Here is a 12305-nt window from a genome sequence, read left to right as displayed (position 1 = left end):
AATGCCCTGCCTTATAAAAAAATCGTGCTCCAGAAGCACGATTTTTTTATATAAGGATGAAGAAATATACGAGCATGATTGTCATGATGATTCCTTTTGTCACCACACTGCTGACGAAACCGACGACAGAACCAAAACCAACCTTGATTGCTTCATTTAGATTCTTTTTATTAACCAGCAATTCAGCTAGGGCCGCTCCTAAAAATGGACCAATCAGAATTCCGACGATCGGAATGACAAAAGGACCGACAAGCAAACCGATTGTGCTTCCCCACATTCCTGCCTTGCTGCCGCCATATTTCTTTACACCTATTATATTGGCAATATAATCAGCCCCAAACAGAAGGGCAACAAAAAGCCCTTGGATTGTCCAAAATAGCCAGTTAAAAGGCTCGAATGAAAAAAACAAACCGTAAAGAATAAAACCGCCCAACATTAAAAGTACCCCTGGCAAGATTGGAACAACCAAACTGGCAAAAGCTCCAACGAATAATAACCCAATGATTACCCAATAAACTGCATCCATCCAATCCATCCTTTTATCTAAGAATATAAAAAATAAGCAAAGGTTTCCCTTTGCTTATTTTACCACTATTTCTGTTCTTCCAAAACGTACTCAGCGATGTTTACTGCATGGTCGCCGATTCGCTCCAGGTTGCTGATGATGTCAACGAACACGATACCCGCCTGTCCAGTGCACTGTCCCTCATTCATGCGAAGAATGTGCTGCTTTCTAAGCGTCCGTTCCATGCTGTCAATCTCATCTTCTTTTGTTACTACTGTTCTTGCAGCGTCAAAATTCTTCTGATCCAATGCTTGAAGCGCCTCTTCTACGGTACTTACAGTCAGGTTGAACATAACTTCCAGATCTTCCATTGCCGTGTCAGTCATCTTCACTTTATTGGCCTGCTGGTACTCGATTAATTCAATAATATTTTCGAAGTGGTCTCCGATTCTTTCAATATCTCGTACTGTATCGATCAGCATGCTATGCTCTTCAGATTCATGCTCTGACAACGAGCTTGTTGCCAGGTTTACAAGATAATCTGTGATCTTACGGTCAAGATTATTGATTGCTTCCTCAAGCTGATAAGCATTATTAGAATGCTTTGTATTTTTAGTTTTTAAGAATTCATTCGTTTCTTCAAGTCCTTTTAGCGCGAACTTACCCATTCGCAGGACTTCTTCCTTCGCCTGTCCAAGCGCGATGGACGGTGATTGCTCGATGAAAACGGGATCAAGGTGTTGAGCCTTGTAATCAACGATGGAATCTTCACCTGGAATCAATTTAGTCACAATCAATGCCAAAATGGCGATGAAAGGTAACTGGATCAATGTATTTGTTGTGTTAAAGATACCATGAGCAAATGCGATGGACATCTCAGGATTTAAGTTAAGATTATCTCTCAGGAGTTCAATCAGCGATGTGAACGGCCCCAGGATTATCAGAAAAAGGGTAGTTCCTATAAGATTGAATAAAACGTGTGTTGCAGCAGCTCTCTTAGCAGCCACTGATGTACCAATCGCAGCCAAAACAGCTGTAATGGTTGTACCGATATTATCTCCAAACAAGATTGGCAATGCTCCCTGTAAATTAATCATAGATTCAGCATGCAAGCTTTGCAAAATACCAATCGTAGCACTCGAGCTTTGAACAATGACGGTAAACAATGTACCGATCACTACACCCAGAATGGGGTTTGAACTCATTTCCACTGTAAGGTCATGGAAAGCTTCAAGGCTTCTCAGTGGTTTCATCCCACCGCTCATAAGTTCAAGGCCAAAGAACAATGCCCCGAAACCAAATACGATTTGTCCAAAATTATGAACTTTTTTGCTCTTGAAGAAAAATAACATGATGGAACCAACCGCTATAATCGGCAAAGCGTACTCACCGATGTCGATCCCAATGATAAAGGCAGTGACAGTTGTACCGATATTCGCACCCATGATGACCCCAATAGCCTGCCTTAGCGTCATAAACCCGGCACTTACAAGCCCCACAGTAATAACAGTGGTTCCACTACTTGTTTGTAAAAGAACTGTAACAAATATACCTGCTAGTACACCCATAAGTGGATTAGTGGTAAAGCGGTCTAGAATATCACGAAGTCGGTCACCAGCTGACTTCTGCAAACCATCACCCATGAATTTAATGCCGTATAAAAAGATTCCAAGTCCCCCAAAGAACTCAAACAGCATTTCTTGTAAATTCAACTCCATTTTTTCAACCCCTAGATTTATTTCGACAAACATCTACAAACATGCTTATTATGAAGGAATTATTAATCAAAAGTAAACAATTTAAGCTTCGAATTTACAATACCTTAACATTTCTATGTTATGTTACAGAAATGTTACAAAAGGAATATCAAATGGTTGTTATTCTACTATATGAACAGATAAAATAGAGATTGTAACTCTATCAAAGGACGTGTATTCATGAATATTCTTGCACAAATTGCAAAAAGCATCTATTCACCCAAGGTTATTGCAGGTACGAGGTTCCAGGGAATAGGCAAAACAATCTTGTTTGTTTTCACGCTGACCCTTATATCCATTCTGCCAGTTGTCTATTATATGTTTGTGGGGATATCTGAAGCTGTCGGCACAGCCAAGCAATCTATCCAAACAGATCTTCCCTCCTTTACGATTGAAGATGGAACTCTGCACTCAGACATTAAAGCACCTTTAACCATCAAGAATGGAGGTTTCACGTTAATTTTTGACCCTACCGGCGCGATTGACCAGGAAGATATGACCAGCATGGATGCTAACTTCGCAATGCTCCAGAATCACATCGTCCTTGCTGCCGGCGGTGAAACCAATGCTGTTCCTTACTCACTGTTCACAAATGAATCTATGACGAAGGAAGATATCATCTCACTGATCGATACGGCTGAATCCTCGCTTCCTGTTTTGCTGGGACTGGTATTTATTGTCGTCTATGTTTTTTCCAGCGGTATGAAATTCATTGAGGTGTCTCTACTAGCCCTATTTGGCCTGCTATTGAAAAATCTCTCCGGCAGAAATCTTCAATACAGACACTTATGGAGAATGGCCGCATATAGTACAACACTCCCTACTATATTTTTTACGATCATGGCCTTCTTAAAAACAGAAGTGCCCTTCAGTTTCTCCGTTAATTGGTTCGTTGCCTCAATGATGCTTCTGTTAGCTATTAAAGAACTTCCAGGCAAGACTCCTGCCGAAAGTTAAAAATACGCCGCCTTTGGCGTATTTTTTTGCTTTCATGCCTTATTATATGTTTTTTCTTTTTCTGCCCCATTATTTTGCCTACATAAACAAATACATTCTCTCAAAGTGAAACGACCCTCTTTTAAATTCCTTTTAAAAATATTTCTCTATCAAAATTGTTCTTAATCCTATTTCAGCTGCATAAATAATGATATAAGCATTAAAGGAGGAAGGTCCTATGAAAAAACTGGCAGGTTTATTAGTTTTTTTGATAGTAGCTTACGCAGTCTACAATGATTTGAGCATTGGGACTCTTCCAGCGGCAAAAATGCAGGAAACTGAAATATCGAATGAACAAAAGGAAGAGAAGGATGAGAAACAAAACACACAGGAAATCCCCTTTTTTGAGCATGAAGTACTGCCGGGTGATACAGTATTATCAGTCATTGACAGGTATTTGGACAGCCCGCTGGACGTTCCTGTCTCACAGGCAGTGGAAGATTTTAAAAGGTTGAACGATGGAACAGATCCCCAAAAGATCAAATTCGGCAACACCTATAAATTCCCGGACTACAGCAGCCAAAATTAGCAAAGCCTAACAATTGAAGTCTTTCCTTGTCAATTTGAGCAAAAGATTGATAAAATGGGGTTATGCATCTTTAGGAACATATTCATGAATTCCATTTTTCAAAGGAGCGAATCACTGTTGAGTGAAATTATACATCGTACCAAAACCCGTCCAATAAAGGTAGGGAATTTAACCATTGGAGGCAACAATGAAGTTGTCATCCAGAGTATGACCACAACCAAGACGCATGATGTCGAAGCGACTGTCGCTGAAATCAAGCGCCTGGAGGAAGCTGGCTGCCAGGTTGTCCGTGTTGCTTGTCCGGATGAAAGAGCAGCGAATGCTATATCTGAAATCAAAAAAAGAATAAATATACCTCTTGTCGTTGATATCCATTTTGATTACCGCCTTGCGCTTAAAGCAATTGAAGGCGGAGCTGATAAAATCAGGATCAATCCGGGTAATATCGGCAAGCGTGAAAAGGTAGAGGCTGTTGTAAAAGCCGCTAAAGAGCGCGGGATCCCGATCAGAATCGGTGTAAACGCTGGTTCACTTGAGAGACGGATTCTGGAAAAATACGGATATCCTACAGCGGATGGAATGGTAGAGAGTGCTCTGCACCACATCAAAATCCTTGAGGACCTTGATTTCCATAATATCATCGTATCGATGAAGGCATCTGATGTTAACCTGGCGATTGAGGCTTATGAGAAAGCAGCAAAGGCTTTTGATTATCCGCTTCATCTAGGCATCACGGAATCAGGGACTTTATTCGCAGGGACTGTCAAAAGTGCTGCTGGCCTTGGAGCGATCCTAAGCAAGGGAATCGGCAACACTGTCAGGGTATCATTAAGTGCCGACCCAGTTGAGGAAGTCAAGGTCGCAAGAGAACTTTTAAAATCGTTTGGACTTGCAGCAAATGCTGCGACATTAATTTCTTGCCCAACATGCGGACGGATCGAAATCGATTTGATCAGCATTGCCAATGAGGTTGAAGAGTATATTTCAACGATTAAGGCGCCGATCAAGGTTGCTGTCCTTGGATGTGCTGTCAACGGACCTGGCGAAGCACGTGAAGCTGATATCGGCATTGCTGGTGCAAGAGGAGAAGGACTTCTTTTCAGAAAAGGAGAGATTGTCCGCAAAGTGCCAGAAGCAACAATGGTAGAAGAACTTAAGAAAGAAATCGATAAAATTGCTGAAGAAAAGATTCGCGAAGCTGCCCTTCAGAATTAACCATCGAAAATGCCCGGGAGATCAATCCCGGGCATTTCTTTTTGTTCACCGTTAGAAGAACGGCAATATAAAGATGCCGACTAAAATTGAGATTGTCCCTATCCCAATTGCCCAGCTTCCGATAGCGGATCCTCTTCTGCGAGCCATGAAGCCAAGGACAATTCCGGCGGCTCCGAAAAGAACAGGTAAAATAAACAGCGACAAGATCGATAGGGCAAGAGCTGAGTAAGCAAGCCCTTGTCCACCAGTTGTACTTTCTTCTTCTGACCTTCCTGATATCGCAGGCGGAGCAGGAGCAGCAATTTCGGCCGCAGTTTCTTCCTGGTACTGTTCATTACGTCCAGGTCGGGCGATTGCAGTCATCTCCTGGTAGTGCTCATCACGTCCAGGTCCAGCGATTCCCGTCATTTCCTGATAGTGATCCTCGCGTTCAGGCCCGGCTATCGCCGTCATTTCCTGGTAATGCTCATCACGTGCAGGAGAGTACAGTTCAGTTGCTGTTTCTTCCTGGTATATTTCATCACGCGCATCCCTGATCGTGATGACATCCTGCTTAGGTTCAGTAATATATTCGGTACCTCTCTGATTTCGTTCTTGGTCTGCCACTTTAATCCCTCGCTTTCTTAAGTGGAGCATTTATTATTGTTTACGAGTGAGAAGGATTTCATCATGGCAATGTTTGTCTAAGGCTTTTTGATATTTAGAACCCTGAATGACACTTATAACAAGTAAATATTCAAGAACGCAGATTGAGTAAAGTAAATCTTTTGCGCGCATTCACTATTTGGTAAGATTAAAGAAAGATCATGTTGAAGGAGCAGATTGATGAAAAAACGTTTTGGCATAGACATCGATGGTACAGTCACTTGTCCCACTACATTTGTACCTTATTTAAATGAAGGCTTCAATTTGAATATTACACTTGATGATATCAAGCAATATGACTTTATGCCCCTTGTATCCGTATCTGAAAAAGAGTTTGCTGCCTGGTTCAAAAAAATGGAACCTGAAATTTATTCTAATTCACCATTAGCAGAAGGAGCCAGGGATATTTTAAAGAGCTGGGAGAATGAGTATGAATTATATTTCATCAGTGCCAGAGGAACACATTTACTAGACCTGACCAAAGAATGGTTTTCTGTTAATGAACTTAGATATCATGACATCCATCTGATCGGCTCACATGATAAAATCGAGGCAGCACGTAACTATGATGTGGATATATTTTTCGAGGATAAACACGATAATGCAGTCAATTTGCACGAGGAGTTAGGGATTCCTGTTATCCTTTTCAATACTCCTTATAACCAGGAACCGATTCCTGAAGGAGTTATACGCGTGAATAATTGGCAGGAAGCAAATAATTGGGTGGAAAATTGGATTAAAAATAATTAAAACGGCCATTTGCATGGCCGTTTTTCAGTTTATTCGTCCTATAGTTTCGTTACCGTTATTGAACACAATCCGGACAGCGACCATATATTTCAAATTTATGACCGGATATATCATAGCCTTTGAAGCTTGCCTCGATATTTCTCATTGGACAGGTTTCAATTTCCTTCGTTTTACCGCAGTCAAGACAAATAAAATGATGATGATGCTCTTTATGTGAGCAAGTGAAGCGGAAATGCTTTTCACCCGAGAGCTCTGTCATTTCGAGAATCCCCAGTTCAGCGAACACGCTCAGGTTCCGGTAGATTGTATCGAAGCTCAAGCCCGGATAATTGCCCTTCATCTGTTCAAGTACATCCCGAGCAGTCAAATATTTGTCATTATCGGAAAATAGCTGAAGCATATCTTCGCGTTTCCCAGTATGTTTGTAACCCTGTTCCTTAAGCAGGTTCATTGCTTCATTCACATTCATGAAATCACCCCGTTAGATGGATCTAGTTGCCGAGCGTTTTTTCAGCCAAATGGCCAGCACAAGGATAAGTACTGCAATCATCACAATCGTTCCGCCTGGAGCAAGGTCCAGATAGTAGGACAGGAACAAACCGCCTAATACTGATACCTCACCAAACAGAATGGAATAGAAGATGGTTTGCTTGAACCCCTTCGCGAACCGGATGCTCGCTGCAACTGGCAGTGTCATCAGGGAAGAGACCAGCAAGATTCCAACGATTCTCATCGATGCTGCAATCACCAGTGCCACCATGACGATGAATATAAAGTGAAGCGTCCTTGCGGCAATTCCAGTTGCCCTTGCATATTCTTCATCAAATGATAATAGGAAAAGTTCTTTATACAATAACACAACAAGCGCTATTACAAGGATGCTGAGAATCAGGATTGTCCATAAGTCAGCCCTGCTCACCGCACTCACGCTGCCGAATAAATAGCTGAACAAATCAGTATTGAAGCCATCAGCAAGTGAAATGAAGATGACCCCAAGCCCGATTCCCCCGGAAAGGATAATAGGAATCGCCAATTCCTGGTAATGTTTATACACGGTACGCAGCTTTTCAATGAATAATGATCCGCCAACTGAGAACGCCATTCCCATATAAAGTGGATTCAAGCCGCTGAACAGCATAAACTTTTTCTCTAGCAGAAGGCTTGCGGCAATTCCCGCCAATGTGACATGGCTGAGAGCATCCGCTATGAGGGACAGCCGTCTTACTACGATGAAAACGCCGAGAAGCGGGGCAATCACCCCAATGATCATGCCGGTCAAAAAAGCATTCTGCAAAAATTCATATTGCAACAGTCCGCTAATCATGAAGATGCCCCCCTCCGTGATGATGGTGATCGTGAGTCAGGACATGGACATCATGACCGTAAATTTCTGAAACATCATTGATCTTCAGCTGTTCGAATTCCTCAGCACTTCCATGGAAATGCATATTTTTATTCAAGCAGGCTACATTTGTAACCTTTTCTGAAATTGTACCAATATCATGGGTTACCAGAAGCAAGGTAATCCCTTTCTCCTTATTGAGTGTTTCGAGCATCTCGTAAAAGGAATTGACATTCTGGACATCTACCCCTACTGTTGGTTCATCCAAAATCAACAATTCGGGTTCACTGACAAGTGCCCTTGCAATGAATACCCTCTGCTGCTGACCTCCAGATAGTTCTCCAATATTCCTGTCGAGGAATTTCCCCATCCCGACGGAGTCGATCGCATGCTTTATTTTTACATGGTCACTCTTCTTCAGAAAAGTGAAAAGGCCAAGCTTCTTTGTCAGTCCACTGGCCACTACCTCAAAAACGGTCGCAGGGAAGCCAGTGTTGAAAGAATTGGCTTTTTGAGATACAAAGCCAATTTTATGCTGTTCTTTAAATTTGCTGATATCCTGTCCGAACAGACGAATTGAGCCGTGCTGCGGCTTGATCAGGCCAAGCATCAGCTTAAGAAGTGTTGACTTGCCGGAACCGTTCGGGCCGACGATCGCTAAAAAACTGCCCTTTTCGATAGACAGATTTATATTTTCAAGAACATTTTCTTTATCATATCGATAATTAAGGTCCTGTACTTGGACGATGTAATTATTCGTGTCCATTTTATCACCCGCAAAATAAGAATCATTCCGATTTACATTTAGTAGTATATATCTTACCGGCCATATTGTAAATAAAAGAACTCACAATCCCATAAAATTGTCACGAATCCAGAACTAGGCACATACCCTACTATGAAGGAGTGATGATCTTTTGGCTATTTTTGAAAACATCATTAACCATAAGATAGGCAACATCACGGCTGATGAACTGCTGAAGTACGCCTCTCAATTTAATATTTCCATTACAAAGGCACAGGCAGAGAAAATCGCCGGATACTTACGCGGTAAAAAAGTAAACATCTTTATTGATTCAGAGAGAACGGCATTGATCAAACAAATCGCAAGAATCACCAGCCCTGAAACAGCAAAAGAAGTCAACAAGCTGTTCGTTAAATTCACCAAATAAGTGATGTGTCCGTCATGACCCCTATGACGGACATTTTTTCCTTTTCCCGGCCATTTCTGTCCGTCATCACACCTATGACGGACATTTTCTCCGTTTTCTCTGCCATTTCTGTCCGTCATACCTGTTAGTACCATTCCATATCGCGGATCAGCCATAACCGGCCACCTATTTTTAATCCGCAAAAAATAAGCTGTGGATCTCGTCCACAGCTTTGTTTTAGCCATTCTTGATCATATCAAGCAGACTTTCTTCGAATTGTTTGCTTTTCAGCATGGCAATCTCTTGTTTGTAAGGTGCCTTTTTACTGTTCTTGTCCTCACCGACAAATGGAGTTTCTAGAATTTTAGGAACATGCGTCAGTTGCGGATGATGGACAATATAATTTATTGCGTCAAAGCCGATATGGCCAAAGCCAATATTCTCGTGGCGGTCTTTCCTCATCCCGACCTCGTTTTTGCTGTCATTGATGTGAAGTACTTTCAGTCTGTCAAGACCGATGATTTTGTCAAATTCATTCAAAACACCATCAAAATCTTCAACGACTGCATAACCAGCATCATGTGTATGGCAAGTATCGAAGCAGACGGACAGCTTCTCGTTATGGGTTACTCCATCGATGATCATTGCGAGTTCTTCAAAGGATTTTCCGCACTCGGATCCTTTTCCAGCCATCGTTTCAAGAGCGATTTGAACCTTATCATCGCTTGTAAGAACTTCATTAAGTCCTTCGATGATTTTTTCAATGCCTTTTTCTGTTCCGGCTCCAACATGCGCACCTGGGTGCAGCACGATTTGCCTGGCTCCGATTGCTTCTGTCCGGTCGATTTCGCTCCGCAAGAACCTTACTCCTAAATCAAATGTATCAGGATTCTGCGTGTTCCCGATATTGATGATATAAGGAGCATGGACGACGATTTCATTGATGCCGTTTTGCTCCATATGCAGGCGGCCTGCTTCAATATTCAGGTCCTCAATTTTTTTCCTTCTTGTATTCTGAGGTGCCCCCGTATAGATCATAAAAGTATTTGCACCATACGAGACAGCTTCCTCACTGGCAGCGAGCAGCATTTTTTTGCCGCTCATGGAAACATGTGATCCAATTAACATCTTGTGATCTCTCCTAAATCCCTTTATTTATTTCTCTTTTGAATACGGTTTTCCCGTTTCTTGATTTTATCCATCTCATATTTCATCTTCTTTTTATATCCTGGTTTTACCTTGCTAGGCTTTGAAACGAGCGACTTTGCCTTCGCCTCGCCAGTAGTTTCTTTTTTCTTTCTGTTCTGGCGCCTGTTCCGCTCTTCGATTTCGGTGAATTCACCTTTTTTCAAATCAATGTTTTTAAAAGAGATGCCCATCTTTTCAAGACGGACCAGTGCATCTTCATCTCTCTGCTCATAAACCGTTAAGGCAATACCTGATGATCCGGCACGTGCCGTCCTTCCTACCCTGTGGATATAAAAATCCAGATCAGTAGGCAGCTCATAATTGATGACATGGCTGATTCCCTGAATATCAATTCCTCTTGCAGCAAGGTCAGTAGCTACAAGATACTGGAACTCAAGATCCTTGATCTGCTTCATGACACGCTTACGTTCGCGCGGGCTCAGGTCTCCATGGATACGGCCAACCTTCATTCCTTTTTGGATCAAACCATCGGCAATTTCATCTGCTTTTTTCTTTGTATTAGCAAATACAATCCCCAGATATGGATTGAACGCTAGAAGAGCTGAATGAACAAGCCCGATTTTATCACGATGCCTTGCTGGCAGAAGAATATGTTCAATCTTCTCTGCCGTAGCCTGTTTAGGATCGATTTGTACAAATTTTGGGTTTTCCATGTACTTTTTCAAGAATGGTTTTAATTTTTCAGGAATTGTTGCTGAAAAGACAAGCATTTGCAGCTTTTCTGGCATACGGGACGCAAACTGGTCAATATCCTCGATAAAGCCCATATCCAGCATTAAGTCTGCCTCATCGATAACGAGCATGTTCGCCGTATGCACAAATAGCGCATTTTCCTTGACCAGGTCGTTAATCCTCCCCGGGGTGCCAATGACGATTTGTGGCTGTGTCTTTAGCTTCTCAATCGTTCTTTGTTTGTCCGTTCCGCCAATATAGCAGCGGGCTGTGATCTGTTCTCCCTGAGGAGCGTGTTCAGCAATTTTAAGAACTTCATGATAAATTTGATTGGCAAGCTCACGTGTTGGTGCAGCGATTACTGCCTGTACCTCATTGCGTGATGGATCAAGCTTATCCATAATTGGCAGTACATAGGCATGCGTCTTTCCTGTACCGGTCTGGGATTGCCCGATGGCACTCTCACCCTTCAGGATTGTAGGGATAAGACGTTCTTGAATTTCGGTCGGCTCATAAAAACCTAGTTTATTGATCGCATCTATAATGAACGGTTTCAATTCATAACGATTAAATTTTGTTTCACTCATTGAAAATCTCCTTCTTTCGCCCTGTTCCCTGAATAATCGGGGATTACAGCTCGTTCCGTAAGCTGATTTTTTCAGGTTCATCCTGTAATTATAATAAAGATTGCAGAAAATCTCCAATCAGTACTATCTTAACCTTTCCTTATAAAAAAACAAACCTGTTTCAACAATATCCTAATTTCTTAAACCAAATCTGACTTATTGCATACTCTAATAGGAGATGAAATATTGGGAAAGGAGGGGTCACGATGCTACAAGGACCCCGTATGAATACCCGCGGAATGCATAATCGCTTTCAGGGCCCCAGTATGATGGGAGGTCCCCGGATGGGCCAGCACCAGATGTATTCGAATCCATTTGGTCCTGGACCTATGATGCCACAGGGCCAGATGCCGCGGATGGCAGGCAGGAATCCACGCTCCAGACAAGGCGGCGGACTTCTTTCGAAGATACTGGGAAAAGGCAATAGCCAGCGGAATAGTGCAGCCGGTTTATTATCCGGAGGAAATACAGCAGCACGAGGAGCAGGCTCAGGCGGCGGTATTCTGAAAACTCTCGCTGATCCATCTGCTTTAAATGGATTTCTCACCAACACTCAAAAAGTTCTAAACACAGCACAGCAATTCGGACCGATGATCCAGCAATATGGTCCTCTCGTCCGAAATTTGCCTTCAATGTGGAAACTGTACAGAGGCTTGAAGGACCTTCCGGATGCTGAAGAGCAAACTGCTGAAACAGAAACGAAGGAAAAAATAGAGAAAAAGCAAAAGACAAAAAAATCCAAAAAGACCGTTCAGAGTTCCCCGACACAAAAAAAGCCTTCACAAAAACAAAGCAATAATGCAGCTTCTTCGCCTAAATTGTTCATATAAATAGGCTCTTTTCTCAAACTTTGTTCCTATGGACTACAAACAGGATTGAATGAGCTATTTTTCTTCGCAAAGTTGACT

14 protein-coding genes are annotated in these 12305 nt (G+C 42.2%); 6 read left to right on the top strand and 8 right to left on the bottom strand.

Annotation, left to right across the window (positions count from 1 at the left end):
- Positions 1 to 46: 46 nt before the first annotated feature.
- Positions 47 to 526, bottom strand: coding sequence for a DUF456 domain-containing protein (locus tag J7E35_RS06950; RefSeq protein WP_214778281.1), 480 nt, complete (start codon positions 524 to 526; stop codon positions 47 to 49).
- A 65-nt stretch (positions 527 to 591) separates the two neighbouring features.
- A complete protein-coding gene (locus J7E35_RS06945; RefSeq protein ID WP_214778279.1) occupies positions 592 to 2223 on the bottom strand; it encodes a Na/Pi cotransporter family protein in 1632 nt (543 codons plus the stop codon).
- 219 nt (positions 2224 to 2442) lie between these two features.
- On the opposite strand from J7E35_RS06945, the gene J7E35_RS06940 reads away from it, so the two are divergent.
- From J7E35_RS06940 to ispG, 3 genes are all read left to right on the top strand, one after another.
- The gene (locus J7E35_RS06940; RefSeq protein WP_214778276.1) at positions 2443 to 3219 is read left to right on the top strand and encodes a DUF1189 domain-containing protein; all 777 of its coding nucleotides are present in this window, start codon (positions 2443 to 2445) and stop codon (positions 3217 to 3219) included.
- A 217-nt stretch (positions 3220 to 3436) separates the two neighbouring features.
- Positions 3437 to 3787, top strand: coding sequence for a LysM peptidoglycan-binding domain-containing protein (locus J7E35_RS06935; protein ID WP_214778274.1), 351 nt, complete (start codon positions 3437 to 3439; stop codon positions 3785 to 3787).
- Positions 3788 to 3913: 126 nt separating this feature from the next.
- Positions 3914 to 5002, top strand: coding sequence for a flavodoxin-dependent (E)-4-hydroxy-3-methylbut-2-enyl-diphosphate synthase (gene ispG / locus J7E35_RS06930; RefSeq protein ID WP_353049971.1), 1089 nt, complete (start codon positions 3914 to 3916; stop codon positions 5000 to 5002).
- Between the two features lie 51 nt (positions 5003 to 5053).
- Here the strand turns inward: ispG and J7E35_RS23215 are convergent, their stop codons facing one another.
- On the bottom strand, positions 5054 to 5608 hold the full coding sequence (locus tag J7E35_RS23215; RefSeq protein ID WP_353049967.1) for a DUF4190 domain-containing protein: 555 nt from the start codon (positions 5606 to 5608) through the stop codon (positions 5054 to 5056).
- A gap of 219 nt (positions 5609 to 5827) precedes the next feature.
- Here J7E35_RS23215 and J7E35_RS06920 point away from each other — a divergent pair, with 219 nt between their 5' ends.
- Positions 5828 to 6397, top strand: coding sequence for a 5' nucleotidase, NT5C type (locus J7E35_RS06920; protein ID WP_214778269.1), 570 nt, complete (start codon positions 5828 to 5830; stop codon positions 6395 to 6397).
- A gap of 55 nt (positions 6398 to 6452) precedes the next feature.
- On the opposite strand, the gene zur is transcribed toward J7E35_RS06920, so the two are convergent.
- Genes zur through J7E35_RS06905 form a run of 3 tightly spaced genes read right to left on the bottom strand, consistent with a single transcriptional unit; the run spans position 6453 to position 8505 of the window.
- Positions 6453 to 6866 carry a zinc uptake transcriptional repressor Zur gene (gene zur, locus J7E35_RS06915; protein WP_214778268.1) on the bottom strand — a complete coding sequence of 138 codons (414 nt, stop codon included), beginning with the start codon at positions 6864 to 6866 and terminating at the stop codon, positions 6453 to 6455.
- Positions 6867 to 6878: 12 nt separating this feature from the next.
- Positions 6879 to 7721, bottom strand: a complete 843-nt coding sequence (locus tag J7E35_RS06910) for a metal ABC transporter permease (RefSeq protein ID WP_214778267.1) — start codon at positions 7719 to 7721, stop codon at positions 6879 to 6881.
- Positions 7714 to 8505, bottom strand: a complete 792-nt coding sequence (locus J7E35_RS06905) for a metal ABC transporter ATP-binding protein (RefSeq protein WP_214778266.1) — start codon at positions 8503 to 8505, stop codon at positions 7714 to 7716. The genes J7E35_RS06910 and J7E35_RS06905 overlap by 8 nt, the downstream gene beginning before the upstream one ends.
- Before the next feature lie 151 nt (positions 8506 to 8656).
- On the opposite strand from J7E35_RS06905, the gene J7E35_RS06900 reads away from it, so the two are divergent.
- The gene (locus tag J7E35_RS06900; protein WP_192470862.1) at positions 8657 to 8911 is read left to right on the top strand and encodes a DUF2624 domain-containing protein; all 255 of its coding nucleotides are present in this window, start codon (positions 8657 to 8659) and stop codon (positions 8909 to 8911) included.
- A gap of 216 nt (positions 8912 to 9127) precedes the next feature.
- Here the strand turns inward: J7E35_RS06900 and J7E35_RS06895 are convergent, their stop codons facing one another.
- Positions 9128 to 10018 (bottom strand): deoxyribonuclease IV, encoded by an 891-nt coding sequence (locus J7E35_RS06895; protein WP_214778265.1) that lies wholly within the window; start codon positions 10016 to 10018, stop codon positions 9128 to 9130.
- A gap of 23 nt (positions 10019 to 10041) precedes the next feature.
- A complete protein-coding gene (locus J7E35_RS06890) occupies positions 10042 to 11358 on the bottom strand; it encodes a DEAD/DEAH box helicase (protein WP_214778264.1) in 1317 nt (438 codons plus the stop codon).
- Between the two features lie 323 nt (positions 11359 to 11681).
- Between J7E35_RS06890 and J7E35_RS06885 the strand changes: the two genes are divergently transcribed.
- Entirely contained in the window at positions 11682 to 12227 is a 546-nt protein-coding gene (locus J7E35_RS06885) for a YqfQ family protein (RefSeq protein ID WP_251040803.1), read from the top strand.
- Positions 12228 to 12305: the final 78 nt, after the last annotated feature.

This window comes from Bacillus sp. ISL-45 (genome assembly GCF_018613195.1).
Lineage (GTDB): Bacteria > Bacillota > Bacilli > Bacillales > Cytobacillaceae > Mesobacillus.
The sequence above is the reverse complement of the archived record's forward strand: the minus strand, read 5'-3'. Positions and strand labels throughout refer to the sequence as shown.